Origin of the sequence: Burkholderia sp. MSMB1589WGS (assembly GCF_001636105.1) — a bacterium.
Classification (GTDB): Bacteria; Pseudomonadota; Gammaproteobacteria; order Burkholderiales; family Burkholderiaceae; genus Burkholderia; species Burkholderia humptydooensis.
Map to the genome: position 1 here is coordinate 226,753 of NZ_LNJT01000006.1, position 20,617 is coordinate 247,369.

A 20,617-nucleotide genomic window follows, 5' to 3' on the forward strand; every position below is an offset into this window, starting at 1 on the left:
TCGAATCGAAAAACAAATCAGGAAATGAACGAGCGGATCGCCCGAAGATACCGCGAGCGCGCGCTTCATGCATCGCGCAGCGACTGCAGCGCCGGCCTGCGCAGCACGCCGCGCAGGCCGAGCCACCCCGCCGCGCCCGCGCACGCGACGCCCGCCGCGATGCCGGCCGGCACGAGCCACGGGTCGGGCGCGAGCTGGAAATCGAACACGCGCGACGCGAGCACCGCGCCGACCGCGAGCGCGCCCGCCGCCGCCATCGCGCCCGCGAGCACGCCGACGACGGCGAACTCCGCGCGCTGCACGGCGGCGATCTGCCTGCGCGACGCGCCGAGCGCGCGCATCAGCGCGGCTTCACGCACGCGCTCGTCGCGCGAGCCGGCGAGCGCCGTATACAGCACGAGCACGCCCGCCGCGAGCGTGAAGCCGAACAGGAACTGCACCGCGCCGATCACCTGCAGCAGCACGCGCTCGAGCTGCGCGAGGATCGGCCCGACGTCGATCGCCGTCAGGTTCGGATACCGCGCGATCAGGCCGTCGAGCACGCGCTGCCGCGCGGCCGGCAGGTGGAAGCTCGTGATGTAGGTCGCCGGAAAATCGCGCAGCGCCGCGGGCGGCATCAGCACGAAGAAGTTCACGCGGAACGTGCCCCAATCGAGCTTGCGCACGCTCGTCACGGGCGCGTCGACGGTGAGGCCCGTCACGTCGAAACGCAGCGTGTCGCCCGTTTTCACGCCGAGCGTCTTCGCGAGCCCCGCTTCGATCGAGATCTGCGGCACGCTCGATGCGCCGAACCAGTCGCCCGCGACGAGCCGGTTGTCTTCGGGCAGTTGCGTCGTATACGACAGGTTGAATTCGCGGTCGACGAGGCGGCGCGCGTCGTCGCTCCGGTAATCGTCCGGATTCACCCGCTTGCCGTTCACCGACACGAGCCGCCCGCGCACCATCGGCGACAGCGCCGGATTCGCGATGCCGTTCGCCGCGAGATAGCGGACGACGTCGTCGCGCTGGTCGGGCTGGATGTCGATCAGGAACTGGTTCGGCGCGTCGGGCGGCGTCGACTGCCGCCAGCCGGCGACGAGATCGTTGCGCGTGATCGCGATGAGGAGCAGGCACATCAGCCCGAGCGCGAGCGCGGTGATCTGCAGCGCGCTCGCCGCACCGCGCCGGTCGAGCGACGCGAGCGCGTAGCGCCAGCCGAGCCCCGCCGCGACGCGGCCGTCGCGCACGAGCCGCGCGAGCGCGAACAGCGCGAGCCGCGCGACGAGCGCGAACAGCACGAGGCTGCCCGCGAAGCCGCCCGCGACGATGAGGCCGAGCGTCAGGTTGCCCGCCGCCGCGATCAGGAGCGCCGCGAAGAGCGCGATGCCCACCGCGTAGCCCGCCCACGCGACGCGGCCGGCGTCGCCCCATTCGCGGCGCAGCACGCGCACGGGCGGCACGCGCGTCAACGGCGCGAGCGGCGGCAGCGCGAAGCCGAGCAGCAGCACGAGCCCCGTCGCGACGCCGATCGCCGCGGGCCACACCGAAGGCGGCGGCAGCACGACGTCGATCAGGCTGCCGAGCGCGCGCAGCAGCACGAGATGGCCGACGTAGCCGAGCGCCGCGCCCGCCGCGCCGCCCGCGACGCCGAGCAGCGCGAATTCGATCGCGAACAGCGCGGACAGCGTGCGCCGGCTCGCGCCGAGGCAACGCATCGCCGCGCAGCCGTCGAGATGGCGGCGCATGTAGCGCTGCGCGGCCATCGCGATCGCGACGGCCGCGAGCAGCGCCGTCAGCAGCGCGACGAGCGTGAGGAAATGGCGCGCGCGGTCGAGCGTCTGCCGCACCTGCGGCTGCCCTTCCTGCAGCGATTCGAGCGCGACGCCGCGCAGCTTGCCGCCGTCGACGCGCGCATGCGCGTAGCGCGCGAACCGCTCGACGGCCGCATCGTCGCCCGCGACGAGGAGCCGGTACGTGACGCGGCTGCCGTAGCCCGTGAGCCCCGTCGATTCGAGCTCGTCCGCGCGCAGCATCACGCGCGGCGAGAAATTGACGAACGAGAAGCCCCGGTCGAGCTCGCGGGTGATCGCCGCGCCGATCGTGAACGTGCGGCCGCCGACGCGCAGCGCGCCGCCGACCTTCAGATGCAGCGCGTCGAGCAGCGACGGGTCGACCCAGACGGTGCCGGGGACCGGAATCGAACCGGCAGCGCGACCGGGCCCGTTCGCATCGGGCGCGATCTCGACCGCGCCGCGCAGCGGATAGCCCGTGGACACCGCCTTCACGGCCGCGAGCCGCACGGGCGGCGAGCCGCCGCTTGAGCCGGACGTACCGGACGCGGCGGCAGGAGAATCGGGCGGATTGGCCGCGCCGACCATGCTCGGGAAGATCGCGGTCGTCGCGGTCGCGAGGCTAAGCGATCGCGCCTCGCGCGCGAACGCCGGATCGACCGGATGATCGGCCCGCACGACGAAATCCGCGCCGAGCATCCGGCGCGCGTCGCGCTCGAGCCCCTGGCGCAGCCTGTCGGCGAGAAAGCCGACGCTCGTGAGCGCCGCGACGGCCAGCACGAGCGCAAGCGCGACGAGCGTCAACTCGCCCGCGCGCCAGTCGCGCAGCGTCATCCGCCCCGCCTGGTGCAGCAGATCGGCGACGCCGAAGCGGCGGCCGGCCGGCATCGTTTTGCCCGCCGCCGTCAATCGCGCTTGCTCCCGATCGAATTCAGCCGCGACACCATGTGGTTCGCCATCCCGCGAAAGCCGCCCGACACGCCGCGCCAGAGGCGCGGCAGCGCCCACGCGGAGAACGCGAGAAAGCCGATCATCAGCGCGATGAACACGAGCGGCACGAAGAACGCGAGCGCGAGGCCGCCGACCGTGAGCCCGTCTTCCGTCGTCGACGCGATCCAGTTCGAGATCGGCTCCGGCGACAGGTTGATGAGCGCGCGCGTGCCTGCCTTCGCGATGTGCGCTGAGCCGGCGAGCGTGCCGCCCGCGAGGCCCGCGGCCACGAGGAGCGCGGGATCGGCGTGGCCGAGCGAGGCCGCCGCGAGCACGGCGCCCGCGGGAATCCGGATGAACGTGTGGACCGCGTCCCACAGCGAATCGAACGCGGGAATCTTGTCGGCGAGGAATTCGGCGACCGCGAGCACGGCGGCCGCGCCGATCACCCACGGCGACGTCAGCACCGCGAGCGCGTCGGGCAGGTGGATGAGGCCCGCGCGCGCGAACACGCCCGCGATCAGCACGGTGAGATAGAGGCGCAGGCCGCTCGCCCACGCGAGCCCCGCGCCGAGCGAAATGGCTTCGACCATGTGCCGCCTCCTTGCGCAATGCGCGCGGTTCGAGGGCGGACCGCGCCCGAGCCCGGGCGAAGCGGCCCATCGACCCGCCTGCCCCGCCGGTTCGCGCGCGGCGGCGGGACGTTGTCAGATGGATTTCGCTTCATTATAGACGCGCGCCGCGCGCAACCGCCGCAGCGCCGACGGCGGGGCAAACCCTGCGCTCAGCCCGCCGACGACAGCTTCAGGCCGACGAGCCCGACGACGATCAGCGAAGCGCTTGCAATCCGCGCGAACGTCGCCGCTTCGCCGAGCATCACGATCCCGAAAATGAACGCGCCGACGGCGCCGATGCCCGTCCAGACCGCGTATGCGGTGCCGAGCGGCAGCTCGCGCATCGCGACGGCGAGCAGGCCGAAGCTGCCGAGCGCGGTGACGATCGTGAAGACGGACGGGCCGACGCGCGTGAAGCCCTCGGACGATTTGAGACCGGCCGCCCACGCGATTTCGAGCAGACCGGCGATGAGAAGCCACAACCAAGGCATGCGGAGACTCTCCGTGAATCAAATGGGGTCGTCCCCGTTGGACATCGGCGGCCCAGGGTCGTCCCCGGGCCGCGAAAGTATAACAAGCGGCTTACAATCCTGCCGGCCGGGCCCGCGCCGGCCCGCTCCGTCACTTCGACGCGGGTTTCCTGTCGCGCTGCGCGATCGGCCAGCCGTGCGCATCGAGCTGCACGCAGCGGTCGTCGCGATAGAGCGCCCATTCCTCGCACTCGCGCCCGTCCCTGAACGCGCAGATTCCATACTGGCCGCGCGGGCCGTCGTGGATCACCACCTTGCCGCCCAGCTTTTCGCAATTCACCGACGCCGGATTCGCGAGCGTGGTCGACTGATTCGGCGGCAACGGCTGCGCGAGCGCCGTCGCGGCGGCGATGCCCAATGCGCAACCGAACAGTAGACGGACGAGCATGGCTGACCTCCTCATGTTGTTTGTCGAGCATTCAGCATAAGAGAAAAATGCTCGCCGCGGCGCCGGAAGAACGGGCGCCGCGGCGTCAGCCCGTGCCGACGAGCCGGTAGCCGACGCCCGTCTCGGTCACGATGTGCTGCGGCTGCGCGGGATCGGCCTCGAGCTTCTGCCGCAGATGCGCCATGTAGATCCGCAGGTAATGGTGGCTCTCGACGTGCGTCGGCCCCCAGACGTCGCGCAACAACTGGCGATGCGTGAGCACGCGGCCCGCGTGCCGCACGAGCGTCGCGAGCAGCCGGTACTCGAGCGGCGTCAGATGCACGATCTCGCCGCCGCGCCACACCCGCCGCAGCGCGAGATCGACGCTCACGTCGCCGAACCTCACGACCGGCGACTCGGCCGCGCCGCTCTGGTTGCGCCGCCGCAGGTGCGCGCGGATCCGCGCAAGCAGTTCGGAGACGCCGAACGGCTTCGTCAGGTAGTCGTCCGCGCCCGCGTCGAGCGCGGCCACCTTCTCCTCCTCGTGCGTGCGCGCCGACAGCACGATCACCGGCATCTCGGACCAGCCGCGCAGCTCGCGGATCACGTCGAGGCCGTCGCCGTCCGGCAGGCCGAGATCGACGATCGCGAGGTCGGGCTTGCGGGTCGCGGCCTCGATCAGGCCCTGGCGGCCCGTCTCGGCGTCGAATACCGCGATCCCCTCTTCCTCGAGCGCGCTGCGCACGAAACGGCGGATCTGTTTTTCGTCTTCGATCAGGACGACGGTAACGGTCGGTTCACTCATGGGCATGCGGATGTTCGTTGGCTACGGGTGCCGGCGCGCTGCCGTCGCATCGCGGCGCGGACGCAGGCGCGGCCTGGCCGGGCGCAGCGCGGACGCGCGGGTCGGCGGGTTCGTCGGGCGCGCGATCGCCAGTTTCACGCGCATCGGCGGCGCGATCGCCGGGCGTGTGCTCGCCGGCGTCGTGCTCGCCGGCGGCCGCCTCGCCCGCACCGCCTGCCTCATCCGCAGCTTCGCCCGCTTCGTCTTCCGGCACGTCTTCGCCGGCGCCGGGTTCGGGCGGCGGCGTGTCGACAGGCAGCGTGAACCAGAAGCGCGCGCCCTCGACCTTGCCATCCGGCCCGAGCCGGTTGAGCGCGCCGATTTTACCGCCGTGCGCGTCGACGATCGCGCGGCAGATCGCGAGCCCGAGGCCGATGCCGGGCGTCGCCGATTCCTTCTCGCCGCGCGTGAATTTCTCGAAGATCCGCGCCTCCATGCCGGCCGGCAGCCCCGGGCCGTGGTCGTCGACGAACACGCGCACGAACGGCCGGCTGTCGTCGATGATGCGCTCCGCGCCGATCTCGATCGGCGTGTCGAGCGGCGTGTATTTCGCCGCGTTCTCGAACAGGTTCGCGAAGAGCCGCTCCATCAGCACCGCGTCCATCTGCAGGAGCGGCAGGCCAGCGGGCAGCCGCACGCGCGCCGGATGACGCGCGAGCACGCGCTTGCACGCGGCGAGCGCCGCGCCGACCGTCTCCTCGAGCAGTGACCACTGGCGCTTCAGTTGCAGGCTGCCCGCCTGCAGCCGCGCCATGTCGAGCAGGTTCGTGACGATCCCCGTCATCCTGAGCGCCTCGTCGTGGATCGATTCGACGAGTTCGTCCTCGCGCGCGGACGAGGCGCCGCCGCCGCGCGCCGCGCCGCGCGCGTTCGCGAGCATCGACGACAAGCCGACGATCGCCGTAAGCGGCGTGCGCAGATCGTGCGAGATCGCCGACAGCAGCGAGTTGCGCAGCCGCTCCGATTCCATGTTGACGAGCGCGTCGCGCGCGATCTCGACGTAGTGAACGCGCTCGACCGCCAGCGCGATCTGCGCGGCGAACGCGTCGAGCATCCGCTGCTGCTCGGGCACCTCGAGCTCGCCTGGGTCCTTCGTGACGACGGCGAGCACGCCGCGCGTGCGCATCGGCGCCTTCAGCGGCAGATAGAGCGCGGTGGCCGCGGGCAGCGTGTCGGTGCCGTGCCCGGCCGGCTTCTGCTGGTCGTACACCCATTGGCCGACGTCGATGTCGAGCGCCGCGCCCGTGATCGTCACCGCCTCGTCGGGGTTCTCGATCTTCTGCTGGACCTTGTCGCCGCTGTCCGGCAGCAGGATCGCGACGCGCGCGCGGAACACCTCGGACACGTGCCGGCTGCCGATCTCGACGATCTGCTCGGCCGTGAGCGCGGCCCCGAGCTCGCGCGCCATCGCGTACATCGCGCCCGTGCGGCGCTCGCGCCGCTGCGCGAGCGCCGCGCCGCGCGTGAGGCTCGACGTCAGATGGCTGATCACAAGCGACGTGAGCAGCATCCCGAAGAAGGTCAGCAGGTACTGCGTGTCCGTCACGGAGAACGACATCCGCGGCGGCACGAAGAAGTAGTCGAACGCGGCGACCGACAGGAACGACTGCACGACGCCCGGCCCGCGCCCGAGGCGCACCGCCGAGAACACGACGCCGAGCAGGTACAGCATCACGAGGTTCGTCAGGTCGAGATGGTCCTGCAGCAGGTTCGCGACGCCCGTGATCAGCGCGCAGATCGCGGCCGCGTAGCCGTAGTTGCGCGGCGCCGAGCGGCCGACGACGACGCTCGAGAACGCGTCGCGCCACGCGCGCGCGCCCGGGTCGAGCGGCGTGCGCGCGTCCTCGCCTGCCGACGCGCGGATCAGCATCAGGTCGACGTCGCCCGCGCGCTCCGCGAGCTGCTCGCCGAACGGGCGCGAGAAACGGCGCAGGAAGCCCGCCTTCGACGAGCCGCCCGCGACGATCTTCGACACGTTGCGCACCTGCGCATAGCCGATCAGCGCGGCCACCGCGTCCGCGCCCGTGAGCGTCGCCGTCTCGGCGCCGAGCTCGGCCGCGAGCTTCAACGCGTTGAGCGTGCGCTGCCGGATCGCGTCGGGCAGCCGCGCGAGCCGCGGCGTCTCGACGTACACCGCGAGCCAGTCGGCCTTCAGGCTCGCCGCGAGGCGCGCGGCCGCGCGCACGAGCGTGGGCGCCTCGGGCCCCGCGCCCACGCACACGAGCAGGCGCTCGCGCGCCTGCCAGATCCGCTGGATCGAGCGGTCCGCGCGGTACTCGCGCATCTGCGCGTCGACGCGGTCGGCCGTGCGGCGCAGCGCGAGCTCGCGCAGCGCGATCAGGTTGCCCTTGCGGAAGAAGTTGCGCACCGCCCGCTCGGCCTGCTGCGCCATGTAGACCTTGCCTTCGCGCAGCCGGCTCAGCAGCTCCTCGGCGGGCAGGTCGACGAGCGTGACTTCGTCGGCGACGTCGAACACGCGGTCGGGCACGGTCTCCCACACGCGGATGCCCGTGATCGCGCCGACCACGTCGTTCAGGCTCTCGAGATGCTGGACATTGACGGTCGTGTAGACGTCGATGCCCGCGTCGAGCAGTTCGTACACGTCCTGCCAGCGCTTCAGGTGGCGCGCGCCCGGCACGTTCGAGTGCGCGAGCTCGTCGACGAGGACGAGCTGGGGGTGGCGCGCGAGCGCCGCGTCGAGATCGAACTCGCCGATCGTGCGGCCGCGATAGTCGATCTGCATGAGCGGCAGCACGTCGAGCCCGTCGAGCAGCGTCGCCGTCTCGCTGCGGCCGTGCGTCTCGACGATGCCGACGACGACGTCGACGCCCTCCTGCTTGCGCGCGCGCGCGGCGAGCAGCATCGCATAGGTCTTGCCGACGCCCGCCGACGCGCCGAAGAAGATCTTCAGCTTGCCGCGCTGCTGTTTTTCCTCTTCCCGCTGGATCTTGTCGAGAAGCTGGTCAGGATCGGGACGGTTCATGCGAGGCCGAGGTCTCCGGTTGGCGGCTGAATTTCATTGTCGTTCCAAAACGCCCCAAAAGGAAAGGACGGCGCGTCGAACGCGTCGTCCGGAACTCGGAGCGGCGCGCGGCGGCGCGCCGCGCTTCTTCAATGCGCGGTCTGCGCGGCGTCGAGCGCGAGATTGAGCTTCAGCACGTTCACGCGCGGCTCGCCGAGCACGCCGAACTGGCGGCCCGCCGTATTGTCGGCGACGAGGCGGCGCACGTCGGCCTCCGGCAGCTTGCGCGCATGCGCGACGCGCGCGACCTGATAGTCGGCCGCGGCGGGGCTGATCTCCGGATCGAGGCCGCTCGCCGACGCCGTCACGAGATCGACGGGCACGGGCTGCGACAGATCGGTGCCCGCCGCCTTCAGCGCGTCGAGGCGGCCCTTCACCTGATCCTTCAGCGAAGGGTTCAGCGGCCCGAGATTCGAGCCGCCCGAGCCCGTCGCGTTGTACGGCATCGGGCTCGTCGCCGACAGGCGGCCCCAGAAGTACTGCGGCGCATCGAACTGCTGGCCGATCAGCGCGGAGCCGACGACCCTGCCGCCCTTCTCGACGAGGCTGCCGTTCGCCTGCGACGGGAACACGGCCTGCCCGAAGACCGTCATCACGGCCGGATACGCGAGCCCCGTGACGGCGGCCAGCACGACGAACACGACGATGAGCGGACGAAACAGTGATTTCATGACGATGTTCCTTTAAACCCAGCCGAGCGCGGCGAGCACCACGTCGATCAGCTTGATGCCGACGAACGGCACGAGAATCCCGCCCAGCCCGTAGACGAACAGATTGCGGCGCAGCAGCGCCGCGGCGCCGAGCGGACGGTACTTCACGCCCTTCAGCGCAAGCGGAATCAGCAGCACGATGATCAGCGCGTTGAAGATCACGGCCGACATGATCGCCGACGCGGGCGTTGCGAGATGCATCACGTTCAGCGCGTTCAGTTGCGGATACGTGGTCGCGAACGCTGCCGGGATGATCGCGAAGTATTTCGCGATGTCGTTCGCGATCGAGAACGTCGTGAGCGAGCCGCGCGTCATCAGCATCTGCTTGCCGATCTCGACGATCTCGATCAGCTTGGTCGGATTCGAGTCGAGGTCGACCATGTTGCCCGCTTCCTTCGCGGCCTGCGTGCCGGTGTTCATCGCGACGGCGACGTCGGCCTGCGCGAGCGCCGGCGCGTCGTTCGTGCCGTCGCCCGTCATCGCGACGAGCCGGCCCGCCGCCTGGTGCTCGCGGATCGTCGAGAGCTTCGTCTCGGGCGTCGCTTCCGCGAGGAAATCGTCGACGCCCGCTTCCGCCGCGATCGCCGCGGCGGTGAGCCGGTTGTCGCCCGTCACCATCACGGTCTTGATGCCCATCTTGCGCAGCTCCGCGAAGCGCTCCTTGATGCCGCCCTTCACGATGTCCTTCAGCTCGATCACGCCGAGCACGCGCGCGGCCTCGCCCCGCTTCTCGGCGACGACGAGCGGCGTGCTGCCGCGGCGCGCAACGTCCGTCACCGCGCTCGACACCTCGGCCGGGAAGCGTCCGCCGTGGCTCTCGACGTACTTCTTCACCGCATCGGCCGCGCCCTTCCTGATTTCGCGGTCCGGCGCCCCGGCGGAAGTCCCCGTGGGGGACAGGTCGACGCCGCTCATGCGCGTCTGCGCGGAGAACGACAGGAACACCGCGTGCAGCGCGCCCATGTCGCGCTGGCGAATGTTGAAGCGCTCCTTCGCGAGCACGACGATGCTGCGGCCTTCCGGCGTCTCGTCGGCGAGCGACGACAGTTGCGCGGCGTCGGCGAGCATCACCTCCGTCACGTCGGGCGCGGGCAGGAACGCCGACGCCTGCCGGTTGCCGAGCGTGATCGTGCCCGTCTTGTCGAGCAGCAGCACGTCGACGTCGCCCGCCGCTTCCACCGCGCGGCCCGACGTCGCGATCACGTTCGCCTGCATCATCCGGCTCATGCCCGCGACGCCGATCGCGGACAGCAGGCCGCCGATCGTCGTCGGGATCAGGCACACGAGCAGCGCGACGAGCGCGGTGATCGTCACGACGTGGCCCGCCTTCATCGCGTCGACCGAGAATATCGAGAACGGCAGCAGCGTCGCGGTGGCGAGCAGCATCACGATCGTCAGCGCGACGAGCAGGATCGTGAGCGCGATCTCGTTGGGCGTCTTCTTGCGCTTCGCGCCTTCGACCATCGCGATCATCCGGTCGAGGAACGCCTCGCCGGGGTTCGCCGTCACCCTGACGACAATCCAGTCGGACAGCACGCGCGTGCCGCCCGTCACCGACGAGAAGTCGCCGCCCGATTCGCGGATCACGGGCGCCGATTCGCCGGTGATCGCCGATTCGTCGACCGACGCGACGCCTTCGATCACCTCGCCGTCGGCGGGAATCGTGTCGCCCGCCTCGATAAGCACGACGTCGCCGCGGCGCAGGTCCGACGCCGTCATGATGCGCACGGGCGACTTCGGATGCGGCTCGTTGAGCTTCTTGGCCATCACGTCCTTCTTCGCGCTGCGAAGCGACGCGGCCTGCGCCTTCGAGCGGCCCTCGGCGAGCGCCTCGGCGAAGTTCGCGAACAGCACCGTGAACCACAGCCACAGCGCGACCGCGAGAATGAAGCCCGCGGGCGCCTCGGCCTGCCCCATCAGCGCGGCGATCCAGAGGATCGTCGTCAGGATGCTGCCGACGTACACGCAGAACATCACCGGGTTGCGCAACTGCGTGCGCGGCGTGAGTTTCTTGAACGAATCGACGATCGCCGGGCGCACGAGCGCCGGGTCGAACATCGATCGCGTAGCGGAATGTTGAGTCATTGCAATCCTCAGATGCGCATCGCCAGTCCAGTGGCTTTGCGCGAGTCCTCTCGTGTCGTATGCGTGTTCAATGCGCGCCGACGAACAGCATCAGGTGTTCGACGCCCGGGCCGAGCGCGAGCGCCGGCACGTACGTGAGCGCGCCGACGAGCAGCACCGTGCCGAGCAGCAGCACGACGAAGAGCGGGCCGTGCGTCGGCAGCGTGCCGCTCGTCGCGGCGATGCGCTTTTTCGCGGCGAGCGAGCCCGCGATCGCGAGCACCGGCACGATCGTGCCGAAGCGGCCGAACCACATCGCGATCGCCGTCATCCAGTTGTAGAACGGCGTGTTCACCGAAAGCCCCGCGAACGCGCTGCCGTTGTTGTTCGCGGCCGAGCTGAACGCATACAGGATCTCCGAGAAGCCGTGCGGGCCGGGGTTCGCGATGCCCGCGCGGCCTGCGTCGGCGAGCACGGCGATCGACGTGCCGACGAGCACGAGCAACGGCGTGAGCAGCACGACGATCGACACCATCTTCATCTCGTACGACTCGATCTTCTTGCCGACGTACTCGGGCGTGCGGCCGATCATCAGGCCCGCGACGAACACCGCGAGGAGCGCGAACACGAGCATCCCGTAGAGACCGGAGCCGACGCCGCCGAAGATCACTTCGCCCAGTTGCATCAGCAGCATCGGCACGAGGCCGCCGACGGGCGTGAGCGAATCGTGCATCGCGTTCACGGCGCCGCACGACGCGGCCGTCGTCGCGACGACGAAGATGCCCGTCTGCGCGATGCCGAAGCGCGTTTCCTTGCCTTCCATGTTGCCGCCCGCCTGCAGCGCGCTCGCCGTCTGATCGACGTTCAGCGATGCGAGCACGGGCGTGCCGCCCTGCTCGGCGCTCGTCTCGATGCCGATCGCCACCGCGAGCGCGACCGTCATCGCGGCGAGCACCGCGACGCCCTGCCGGCGGTCGCCGATCACGTTGCCGAACACGAGGCAAAGCGCGGCCGGAATGATCAGGATCGAGAAGATCTCGAGGAAGTTCGAGAACGGCGTCGGGTTCTCGTACGGATGCGCGGAGTTGCCGTTGAAGAAGCCGCCGCCGTTCGTGCCGAGCATCTTGATCGCTTCCTGAGAGGCGACCGGGCCCATCGCGAGCGTCTGCGACTTCACGGGCGTCGTCACCGTCACCGGGTTGCCCTGCGCGTCCTTGAGCGGATTGCCCTGCGCGTCGAGCTTCGGCGCCGCGTAGGTCGTCGCCTGCAGCGTCGGCACGTCCTGGTACGCCTTCATGTTCTGGATCACGCCCTGGCTCATCAGCAGCGCGGCGATGATCGCGGCCATCGGCACGAGCACGTACAGCGTCACGCGCGTCACGTCGACCCAGAAGTTGCCGATCGTTTGCGCGGTGTGGCGCGCGAAGCCGCGGATCAGCGCGATCACGACGACGATGCCCGTCGCCGCCGACAGGAAGTTCTGCACGGTCAGGCCGAGCATCTGCGTGAGATAGCTGACGGTCTGCTCGGGCGTGTAGTCCTGCCAGTTCGTGTTCGTCACGAACGACACGGCGGTGTTGAACGCGCCGTCGACCGTCATCGGGCCGAAGCCTTGCGGATTGCCGGGCAGCAGGCCCTGCACGCGCAACAGCGCGTAGAGGAACAGCACGCCGAGCGCGTTGAACGCGATCGTCGCGAGCGCGTACTGCTTCCAGCTCATCTCGGTGCGCGGATCGACGCCCGCGATCCGGTAGAGCACGCGCTCGAGAGGGCCGAACACGCGCACGACGGCCGACGAGCCGTCCATCACGCGCGTCAGATAGCGCGAGACCGGCACCGCCGCCGCGATCAGGACGACGATGAAGATCGCCGTCTGCAACAGGTTGTTCGCGTTCATTCGATGTCCTCCGCGCGCAACAGCGCGTAGACGAGATACGCGAACAGCAGGAACGTCGACGCCCCCGCCAACCACAACATCCAGCTCATGAACGCCCCCCGCGACCGTATTGCGCAAGCTTCTCGCAACCGGCGATCAGCGCGAGTATCAACCCCGTGAAAAGCGCCAGACCGCCTATGTAAACCGCATCCATTTTTGTTTCTCCGTGTTCCAGATCGGACCGGTGAAACGTTAGAGGATCGCGTGTAAAGGGCGGGTCAAAGGTTCGTGGAGGGATGTAAAAAACGCGTAAATACGGGAGAGCCGCGGCGCGCGGGCCCGGGTCGCGGGCGCGCCCGCGCGCCGCCTGTGGTCAGGGCAGCAGGATCGTCGAGCCCGTGGTGCGCCGCGCCTCGAGATCGCGATGCGCCTGCGCGACGTTCTCGAGCGCATAGCGCTGCTGGATGCTCGCCTTCACGCGCCCGGACGTGAGCACGTCGAACAGTTCGGCCGCGTTGCGGTCGAGATCCTCGCGCTTCGCGATGTACGAGAACAGCGTCGGCCGCGTGAAGAACAGCGAGCCGCGCGACGAGAATTCCTTCGAGTCGATCGGCGGCAGCGGCCCGGACGCGTTGCCGAAGCTGACGAACAGGCCGAGCGGCGCGAGGCAGTCGAGCGAGCCGATGTACGTGTCCTTGCCGATCGAGTCGTAGACGACCGGCACGCCCGCGCCGTTCGTGATCGCCTTCACGCGCTCGGTGAAGTTCTCGCGCGTGTAGACGATCGGGTGGTCGCAGCCGTGCGCCTTCGCGAGCGCGGCCTTCTCGTCGGAGCCGACCGTGCCGATCACCGTCGCGCCGAGCGCCTTCGCCCACTGGCAGACAAGGAGGCCGACGCCGCCCGCCGCCGCGTGGATCAGGATCGTGTCGCCCGGCTTAACCTCGTACGTGCGGCGCAGCAGATACTGCGCGGTCAGGCCCTGCAGCATCACCGACGCCGCGTCTTCGTAGCCGATGGCGTCCGGCAGCTTCACGAGCTTCGCGGCGGCCAGCACGCGCTCCTGCGCATACGCGCCCGGCGGCTGCGCGACGTACGCGACGCGGTCGCCGGGCTTGAGCGTCGTCACGCCATCGCCGACTTCGGCGACTTCGCCCGCCGCCTCCATGCCGAGACCGCCCGGCAGCGGCTGCGGGTAGAGGCCGGTGCGGAAATAGACGTCGATGTAGTTCAGACCGACCGCGTGCTGCTTGATGCGGACTTCGCCCGGCTGCGGCGCGCCGACATCGACGTCGACCCATTTCATGACCTCCGGGCCGCCCGGCTGGTCGTAACGAATTGCCTTCGGCATGCTGGCTTCTCCTGGTTGCGATGCGCGTTGAGTTCGGATTCGGCTCGCGCGCCCAGGCGATGCGCGGGCGTCGCGACGCACGATTGTCGCGCGTTGGGGGAACTCTTGCAGGGAGCGGTTTCGACCGTGCGCGGAAGCGGCAAGGAAACAGGAAGAAAGCGGCGGGCCACGCTCACGCGCTCGCGGCAAGCCGGCGCACCAGATCGTCGAGCAGCACGCGCGCCGTGGCGACGTTCGTCGCGACCGGCACGTCGTGCACGTCGCAGGCGCGCACGAGCGCGGTGATGTCCGGATCGTGCGGCTGCGCGGTCATCGGATCGCGCAGGAAGATCACGATGTCGACGCGCCCGTCGGCGAGCTCCGCGCCGATCTGCAGGTCGCCGCCGAGCGGCCCCGACAGCTTGCGCTCGACGTCGAGCCCGTGCGCCTGCGCGATCCGCCCGCCCGTCGTGCCCGTCGCGACGAGCCGGCATTGCGCGAGCGCAGCCCGGTACGCGCCCGCGAGCGCGACGATTTCGTCCTTCTTCGCATCGTGCGCGATCAGCGCAATGCGGGGTGTGCTCATCTGTGCATCCTTTTCTGCTGATCAATCGACGCGAGCGCGCCGCCCCGCTACTTTACGGGCTCCCGGTGACAGGCTCAAATCGGTTTCAAAACGTGCCGGGATACGCGCCGCCGTCGAGCAGCCAGTTCTGCCCGGTGATGTAGCCCGCATGGACGCTGCACAGGAACGCGCATGCCGCGCCGAACTCGTCGGGCGTGCCGAGGCGCCTCGCCGGAATTTCCCTCGCGCGCCGCGCGCGCAGCTCGTCGACGGTCGCGCCTTGCGCGTTCGCCGCGGCGGCGAGCGTCGTCGCGATCCGGTCGGTGTCGAAGAGGCCCGGCAGCAGGTTGTTGATCGTCACGCCGTGCTCGGCGACCTTGCGCGCGAGCCCCGCGACAAAGCCCGTGAGCCCCGAGCGCGCGCCGTTCGACAGCGCGAGCACGTCGATCGGCGCCTTCACGGCCGAGCTCGTGATGTTGACGATGCGCCCGAAGCGGCGCGCGATCATCCCGTCGACAGTCGCGCGAATCAGCTCGATCGGCGTCAGCATGTTCGCCTCGAGCGCGCGAATCCAGTCGTCGTGCGAGAAATCGCGGAAGTCGCCCGGCGGCGGGCCGCCCGCGTTCGTTACGAGAATGTCCGGCTGCGGGCACGCGGCGAGCGCGGCCGCGCGGCCGTCGGGCGTCGTGATGTCGCAGGCGACGGCCGTCACGTCGGCGCCCGTCTTCGCGCGAATGTCGGCTGCGGCGGCCTCGAGCGTTTCGCGCGTGCGCGCGACGATCACGAGCCGCGCGCCCTCGGCGGCGAGCGCCTGCGCGCAGCCGCGCCCGAGCCCCTTGCTGGCCGCGCACACGAGCGCGGTCCGTCCTGCGATTCCCAGATCCATGAAGCGTGTCCCTTGTCGATGCCTGCGTGACGAAAACCGTCGCCGGCGGGGCGCGCGACGCCACACGCGCGCGGCCGAACCGCCTGCGGCCGAACGCGCGCCCGAAGCGCGCGTCGAAACGCCGATAATATCCGGATCGCGCGCGCCCATCTTCGGTAAACTTGCGGCTGTTGCGCGCGCAGCCTGCCGCCCCGGCACGCCCGCCGTCCCAGAATCCTTTGAGCCGCCGCCTCCATGAAACAGGACCGCCGTTTCCCGAATCTCTTCATCCTCGACCACCCGCTGATCCAGCACAAACTCACGCACATGCGCGACAAGGACACGTCGACGCGCACGTTCCGCGAGTTGCTGCGCGAGATCACGCTGCTGATGGGCTACGAGATCACCCGCAACCTGCCGATCACGACGAAGCGGGTCGAAACCCCGCTCGTCGAGGTCGACGCGCCCGTGATCGCGGGCAAGAAGCTCGCGATCGTGCCCGTGCTGCGCGCGGGCGTCGGGATGTCGGACGGCCTGCTCGAGCTGATTCCATCGGCGCGCGTCGGCCACATCGGCGTGTACCGCGCCGACGACCACCGCCCGGTCGAATACCTGGTGCGGCTGCCCGATCTCGAGGACCGGATCTTCATTCTGTGCGACCCGATGGTCGCCACGGGCTACTCGGCCGCGCATGCGATCGACGTGCTCAAGCGCCGCGGCGTGCCGGGCGAGCGGATCATGTTCCTCGCGCTCGTCGCCGCGCCCGAAGGCGTGCAGGTGTTCCAGGACGCGCACCCGGACGTGAAGCTCTATGTCGCGTCGCTCGATTCGCACCTCGACGACCACGCGTACATCGTCCCCGGCCTGGGCGACGCGGGCGACCGCCTGTTCGGCACGAAGAACTGACGAGCGAAACCGGCGACCGAAGCGCTCGCATGCCGCGCCCCGGCGCCCTCGCGCGCGGCCTTGCCCCGGCGCGCGGCGAGTCGCGGGCGAGTCGTGGGCGAGTCGCGGGCGAGTCGCGGGCAAGTCGGCGGCCGCGCGCCGGGCGTCGTCCGGCCGCCGTTCGGCGCATCGCCGCGTGATAAAATCTCGTTCCACTCGACAACGCGCGGCCCAAGCGGCACTTGCCCGCTCACGCGGCCGCCGGACTCAACGACAGACACATTGCTAGACGCCGGCGCGGGATGCGCGCGGGCGCACGGAGAAAAGTATGGCTGGTCACTCGAAATGGGCCAACATCAAGCATAAGAAAGCGGCAGCCGATGCGAAGCGCGGCAAGATCTGGACGCGCCTCATCAAGGAAATCCAGGTGGCCGCGCGTCTCGGCGGCGGCGACGCGAACTCGAACCCGCGCCTGCGTCTCGCGGTCGACAAGGCGGCCGACGCGAACATGCCGAAGGACAACGTGAAGCGCGCGATCGACCGCGGCGTCGGCGGCGCGGACGGCGCGAACTACGAAGAGATCCGCTACGAAGGCTACGGCATCGGCGGCGCGGCGATCATCGTCGACACGCTGACCGACAACCGCACCCGCACGGTCGCCGAAGTGCGCCACGCGTTCTCGAAGTTCGGCGGCAACATGGGCACTGACGGCTCGGTCGCGTTCATGTTCGATCACGTCGGCCAGTTCCTGTTCGCGCCGGGCACGTCGGAAGACGCGCTGATGGAAGCGGCGCTCGAGGCGGGCGCGAACGACGTGAGCACGAACGACGACGGCTCGATCGAAGTGCTGTGCGACTGGCAGGAATTCTCGAAGGTGAAGGACGCGCTCGAAGCCGCCGGCTTCAAGGCCGAACTCGCCGAAGTCACGATGAAGCCGCAGAACGAGATCGAGTTCACCGGCGAAGAGGCGGTGAAGATGCAAAAGCTCCTGGACGCGCTCGAGAATCTCGACGACGTGCAGGAGGTCTACACGAACGCCGTCGTCATCGAGGAATGAGCGTTGCGCGGCCGCCCTTTCGCGCGAAAGACGGCGGCCGCGGCCGTTTCTCGCGGCCGGCCCGCCTCGCGCGCGCCGGCCGCCCTATTTTCTAGTCTGCGGGGAATCCCATGAAACTACTCGTCGTCGGCTCCGGCGGCCGCGAACATGCGCTCGCCTGGAAGCTCGCCCAGTCGCCGCGCGTCCAGCTCGTCTACGTTGCCCCCGGCAACGGCGGCACCGCGCAGGACGAGCGCCTGAAGAACGTCGATCTGAGCTCGCCCGACGACCTGGCCGATTTCGCCGAATCCGAAGGCGTCGCGTTCACGCTCGTCGGCCCGGAAGCGCCGCTCGCGGCGGGCATCGTCAATCATTTCCGCGCGCGCGGCCTGAAGATCTTCGGCCCGACGAGGGAAGCGGCGCAGCTCGAGAGCTCGAAGGATTTCGCGAAGGCGTTCATGAAGCGCCACGGCATTCCGACCGCCGACTACGAAACGTTCACCGACGCGGCCGCCGCGCACGCGTACCTCGATTCGAAGGGCGCGCCGATCGTCGTGAAGGCCGACGGCCTCGCCGCGGGCAAGGGCGTCGTCGTCGCGATGACGCTGGACGAAGCGCACGCGGCCGTCGACATGATGCTGTCCGGCAACAAGCTCGGCGACGCCGGCGCGCGCGTCGTGATCGAGGAATTCCTCGACGGCGAGGAAGCGAGCTTCATCGTGATGGTCGACGGCAAGCACGCGCTCGCGCTCGCGTCGAGCCAGGATCACAAGCGCCTGCTCGACGGGGACCGCGGCCCGAACACGGGCGGCATGGGCGCGTACTCGCCCGCGCCGATCGTCACGCCGCAAATGCATGCGCGCGTGATGCGCGAGATCATCATGCCGACCGTGCGCGGGATGGAGAAGGACGGCATCCGCTTCACGGGCTTCCTGTACGCGGGCCTGATGATCGACAAGGAAGGCAATCCGCGAACGCTGGAATTCAACTGCCGGATGGGCGACCCCGAGACGCAGCCGATCATGGCGCGCCTGAAGAGCGATTTCTCGAAGGTCGTCGAGCAGGCGATCGCGGGCACGCTCGACACGGTCGAGCTCGACTGGGACCGCCGCACCGCGCTCGGCGTCGTGCTCGCCGCGCACGGCTACCCGGATGCGCCGAGGAAGGGCGACCGGATCAACGGCATCCCGGCCGAAACCGCGCACTCGGTGACGTTCCACGCAGGCACGACGTTCGACGGCGACAAGCTCGTCACGTCGGGCGGCCGCGTGCTGTGCGTCGTCGGCCTCGCGGATTCGGTGCGCGGCGCGCAGCAGGCCGCGTACGAGACGATCAACCAGATCAACTTCGAGGGCATGCAGTATCGCCGCGACATCGGCTACCGCGCGCTCAGCCGCAAGACGGTCTGACGCGCGCCCGCCGCCGTTCCTCGCGCGCCGGCTTTCGGGCGGCGCGCCCCCTCCTCTGCCGGGGTTCGCTAGAATGCCCGGCAGAAGCATTTTTCGACGGCGTCCGTCCCCCGGATGCCACCCCACATCGATGACCGATTCGACTTACGACGTCAACCGAGTACGCGCCTACCTGCAAGGGCTGCAGACGCGCATCGCCGACGCGCTCGGCGCCTTCGACGGCACGCCGCTTTTGGCCGACACGTGGCAGCGCGGCCCCGACGAGCGGCTGCGCGGCGGCGGCTGCACGCGCATTGTCGAGGAAGGCGGCTTCTTCGAGCGCGCGGGCATCGGCTTTTCCGACGTCGCGGGCGACGCGCTGCCGCCGTCGGCGAGCGCGTCGCGCCCGCAGCTCGCGGGGCGCGGCTTCGAGGCGCTCGGTGTGTCGCTCGTGCTGCACCCGCGCAATCCGTACTGCCCGACCGTCCACATGAACGTGCGGATGCTGATCGCGACGAAGCCGGGCGAGGCGCCCGTGTTCTGGTTCGGCGGCGGCATGGATCTGACGCCGATTTACGGCTTCGAAGAGGACGCCCGGCACTTCCATCGCACGTGCCGCGCGGCGCTCGATCCGTTCGGCGCCGAGCTGTACCCGCGCTTCAAGCAGTGGTGCGACGACTATTTCTTTCTGAAGCACCGCAACGAAGCGCGCGGCGTCGGCGGCATCTTCTTCGACGACTTCTCGGCGCTCGGCTTCGAACGTTCGTTTGAAATGCTGCAGAGCGTCGGCGACGCGTTCCTGCCGTCGTACCTGCCGATCGTCGAGCGCCGCCGCGACACGCCGTACGGCGAGCGCGAGCGCGCGTTCCAGGCGTACCGGCGCGGCCGCTACGTCGAATTCAACCTGGTGTTCGACCGCGGCACGCTGTTCGGGCTGCAAAGCGGCGGCCGCACCGAGTCGATCCTGCTGTCGATGCCGCCGACGGCGGGCTGGCGCTACGACTGGCGTCCGGACCCGGGCACGCCGGAAGCGCGCCTCTACAGCGATTTCCTCGTGCCGCGCGACTGGGCATGAGCCGTTCCGTCACCGGCCGAGCCGCCGCCCCGCCAGGACACGCGCCGAATTCCGACCATGCGGGCCCGCCCGCGCTGGCGCGCCGCATCGGCATCCTCGGCGGCACGTTCGACCCGATCCACGACGGTCATCTCGCGCTCGCGCGCCGCTTCGCGGACGTGCTGCGCCTGACCGAGCTCGTGCTGATGCCGGCCGGCCAGCCGTATCAGAAGCAGGACGTATCGGCGGCCGAGCACCGGCTCGCGATGACCCGCGCGGCGGCGGGCGCGCTCGCGCTGCCGGGCGTGACCGTCAGCGTCGCGACCGACGAGATCGAGCACGCCGGCCCGACCTACACCATCGAGACGCTCGCGCGCTGGCGCGAGCGGATCGGCGCGGACGTGTCGCTGTCGCTCCTGATCGGCGCGGATCAACTCGTGCGCCTCGACACGTGGCGCGACTGGCAGCACCTCTTCGATTACGCGCACGTCTGCGCGGCGACCCGGCCTGGCTTCGATTTCGCGGCGGCGTCGCCCGCCGTCGCGGCCGAGATCGCGAGCCGGCAGGCGAGCGCGGACGTGCTGCAGGCGACGCCCGCCGGGCGCCTTCTGATCGACACGACGCTCGCGCTCGACGTCGCCGCGACCGACATCCGCGCGCACCTGCGCGCCTGCATCGCGCGACGCGCGCAGGCGCCCGACGCGTCGGCCGAGCACGTGCCCGCCGCCGTGTGGGCCTATATTCTCCAACATCGTCTCTACCATCCCTGAT

At 70.0% G+C, this 20,617-nt stretch carries 18 protein-coding genes; 5 read left to right on the forward strand and 13 right to left on the reverse strand.

The window, feature by feature from the left end:
* Positions 1-65 precede the first annotated feature (65 nt).
* The 13 genes from WT16_RS03395 to WT16_RS03455 form a co-directional block, all read right to left on the reverse strand.
* A complete protein-coding gene (locus tag WT16_RS03395; RefSeq protein ID WP_063532712.1) occupies positions 66-2,678 on the reverse strand; it encodes an FtsX-like permease family protein in 2,613 nt (870 codons plus the stop codon).
* Positions 2,675-3,292 carry a DUF4126 domain-containing protein gene (locus WT16_RS03400; RefSeq protein ID WP_015601015.1) on the reverse strand — a complete coding sequence of 206 codons (618 nt, stop codon included), beginning with the start codon at positions 3,290-3,292 and terminating at the stop codon, positions 2,675-2,677. Before WT16_RS03400 ends, WT16_RS03395 begins: the two co-directional genes overlap by 4 nt.
* A gap of 191 nt (positions 3,293-3,483) precedes the next feature.
* Positions 3,484-3,804, reverse strand: coding sequence for a quaternary ammonium compound efflux SMR transporter SugE (gene sugE, locus WT16_RS03405; RefSeq protein ID WP_009911759.1), 321 nt, complete (start codon positions 3,802-3,804; stop codon positions 3,484-3,486).
* Between the two features lie 130 nt (positions 3,805-3,934).
* Positions 3,935-4,231, reverse strand: a complete 297-nt coding sequence (locus WT16_RS03410; protein ID WP_009911758.1) for a DUF333 domain-containing protein — start codon at positions 4,229-4,231, stop codon at positions 3,935-3,937.
* A gap of 85 nt (positions 4,232-4,316) precedes the next feature.
* Positions 4,317-5,015: a two-component system response regulator KdpE gene (kdpE, locus tag WT16_RS03415; RefSeq protein WP_009911757.1), complete on the reverse strand. Its 699-nt coding sequence runs from the start codon at positions 5,013-5,015 to the stop codon at positions 4,317-4,319.
* Positions 5,008-8,037, reverse strand: coding sequence for a sensor histidine kinase KdpD (locus WT16_RS03420; protein ID WP_063532713.1), 3,030 nt, complete (start codon positions 8,035-8,037; stop codon positions 5,008-5,010). The genes kdpE and WT16_RS03420 overlap by 8 nt, the downstream gene beginning before the upstream one ends.
* A gap of 128 nt (positions 8,038-8,165) precedes the next feature.
* On the reverse strand, positions 8,166-8,747 hold the full coding sequence (kdpC, locus tag WT16_RS03425; RefSeq protein WP_063532714.1) for a potassium-transporting ATPase subunit KdpC: 582 nt from the start codon (positions 8,745-8,747) through the stop codon (positions 8,166-8,168).
* 12 nt (positions 8,748-8,759) lie between these two features.
* Positions 8,760-10,871, reverse strand: coding sequence for a potassium-transporting ATPase subunit KdpB (kdpB, locus tag WT16_RS03430; protein WP_015600820.1), 2,112 nt, complete (start codon positions 10,869-10,871; stop codon positions 8,760-8,762).
* Positions 10,872-10,938: 67 nt separating this feature from the next.
* On the reverse strand, positions 10,939-12,747 hold the full coding sequence (kdpA, locus tag WT16_RS03435; protein ID WP_063532715.1) for a potassium-transporting ATPase subunit KdpA: 1,809 nt from the start codon (positions 12,745-12,747) through the stop codon (positions 10,939-10,941).
* A complete protein-coding gene (gene kdpF / locus WT16_RS03440; RefSeq protein WP_004550719.1) occupies positions 12,744-12,836 on the reverse strand; it encodes a K(+)-transporting ATPase subunit F in 93 nt (30 codons plus the stop codon). The genes kdpA and kdpF overlap by 4 nt, the downstream gene beginning before the upstream one ends.
* 263 nt (positions 12,837-13,099) lie before the next feature.
* Complete coding sequence (locus tag WT16_RS03445; RefSeq protein WP_015601250.1) at positions 13,100-14,074, reverse strand: quinone oxidoreductase; 975 nt, start codon at positions 14,072-14,074, stop codon at positions 13,100-13,102.
* Between the two features lie 172 nt (positions 14,075-14,246).
* Complete coding sequence (locus tag WT16_RS03450; RefSeq protein WP_006025061.1) at positions 14,247-14,639, reverse strand: methylglyoxal synthase; 393 nt, start codon at positions 14,637-14,639, stop codon at positions 14,247-14,249.
* Positions 14,640-14,724: 85 nt separating this feature from the next.
* Complete coding sequence (locus WT16_RS03455) at positions 14,725-15,504, reverse strand: SDR family oxidoreductase (RefSeq protein WP_063532716.1); 780 nt, start codon at positions 15,502-15,504, stop codon at positions 14,725-14,727.
* A gap of 234 nt (positions 15,505-15,738) precedes the next feature.
* Between WT16_RS03455 and upp the strand changes: the two genes are divergently transcribed.
* The 5 genes from upp to WT16_RS03480 all read left to right on the forward strand — a co-directional run bounded on the left by upp (position 15,739) and on the right by WT16_RS03480 (position 20,616).
* Positions 15,739-16,389, forward strand: coding sequence for a uracil phosphoribosyltransferase (gene upp, locus WT16_RS03460; protein WP_006025059.1), 651 nt, complete (start codon positions 15,739-15,741; stop codon positions 16,387-16,389).
* A gap of 307 nt (positions 16,390-16,696) precedes the next feature.
* Positions 16,697-17,425: a YebC/PmpR family DNA-binding transcriptional regulator gene (locus WT16_RS03465; protein WP_006025058.1), complete on the forward strand. Its 729-nt coding sequence runs from the start codon at positions 16,697-16,699 to the stop codon at positions 17,423-17,425.
* Between the two features lie 110 nt (positions 17,426-17,535).
* Positions 17,536-18,813, forward strand: a complete 1,278-nt coding sequence (purD, locus tag WT16_RS03470) for a phosphoribosylamine--glycine ligase (protein ID WP_006025057.1) — start codon at positions 17,536-17,538, stop codon at positions 18,811-18,813.
* A 130-nt stretch (positions 18,814-18,943) separates the two neighbouring features.
* Positions 18,944-19,867, forward strand: a complete 924-nt coding sequence (gene hemF / locus WT16_RS03475; protein WP_063532717.1) for an oxygen-dependent coproporphyrinogen oxidase — start codon at positions 18,944-18,946, stop codon at positions 19,865-19,867.
* Positions 19,864-20,616 carry a nicotinate-nucleotide adenylyltransferase gene (locus WT16_RS03480; RefSeq protein WP_063532718.1) on the forward strand — a complete coding sequence of 251 codons (753 nt, stop codon included), beginning with the start codon at positions 19,864-19,866 and terminating at the stop codon, positions 20,614-20,616. The genes hemF and WT16_RS03480 overlap by 4 nt, the downstream gene beginning before the upstream one ends.
* Position 20,617: the final 1 nt, after the last annotated feature.

Coding starts and splice junctions, on each gene's coding strand:
- WT16_RS03400 (WP_015601015.1), bottom strand. CDS start 3,292: ATGGTCGAAGCCATTTCGCTCGGCGCGGGGCTCGCGTGGGCGAGCGGC.
- sugE (WP_009911759.1), bottom strand. CDS start 3,804: ATGCCTTGGTTGTGGCTTCTCATCGCCGGTCTGCTCGAAATCGCGTGG.
- WT16_RS03410 (WP_009911758.1), bottom strand. CDS start 4,231: ATGCTCGTCCGTCTACTGTTCGGTTGCGCATTGGGCATCGCCGCCGCG.
- kdpE (WP_009911757.1), bottom strand. CDS start 5,015: ATGAGTGAACCGACCGTTACCGTCGTCCTGATCGAAGACGAAAAACAG.
- WT16_RS03420 (WP_063532713.1), bottom strand. CDS start 8,037: ATGAACCGTCCCGATCCTGACCAGCTTCTCGACAAGATCCAGCGGGAA.
- kdpC (WP_063532714.1), bottom strand. CDS start 8,747: ATGAAATCACTGTTTCGTCCGCTCATCGTCGTGTTCGTCGTGCTGGCC.
- kdpB (WP_015600820.1), bottom strand. CDS start 10,871: ATGACTCAACATTCCGCTACGCGATCGATGTTCGACCCGGCGCTCGTG.
- kdpA (WP_063532715.1), bottom strand. CDS start 12,747: ATGAACGCGAACAACCTGTTGCAGACGGCGATCTTCATCGTCGTCCTG.
- kdpF (WP_004550719.1), bottom strand. CDS start 12,836: ATGAGCTGGATGTTGTGGTTGGCGGGGGCGTCGACGTTCCTGCTGTTC.
- WT16_RS03445 (WP_015601250.1), bottom strand. CDS start 14,074: ATGCCGAAGGCAATTCGTTACGACCAGCCGGGCGGCCCGGAGGTCATG.
- WT16_RS03450 (WP_006025061.1), bottom strand. CDS start 14,639: ATGAGCACACCCCGCATTGCGCTGATCGCGCACGATGCGAAGAAGGAC.
- WT16_RS03455 (WP_063532716.1), bottom strand. CDS start 15,504: ATGGATCTGGGAATCGCAGGACGGACCGCGCTCGTGTGCGCGGCCAGC.
- upp (WP_006025059.1), top strand. CDS start 15,739: ATGAAACAGGACCGCCGTTTCCCGAATCTCTTCATCCTCGACCACCCG.
- WT16_RS03465 (WP_006025058.1), top strand. CDS start 16,697: ATGGCTGGTCACTCGAAATGGGCCAACATCAAGCATAAGAAAGCGGCA.
- purD (WP_006025057.1), top strand. CDS start 17,536: ATGAAACTACTCGTCGTCGGCTCCGGCGGCCGCGAACATGCGCTCGCC.
- hemF (WP_063532717.1), top strand. CDS start 18,944: ATGACCGATTCGACTTACGACGTCAACCGAGTACGCGCCTACCTGCAA.
- WT16_RS03480 (WP_063532718.1), top strand. CDS start 19,864: ATGAGCCGTTCCGTCACCGGCCGAGCCGCCGCCCCGCCAGGACACGCG.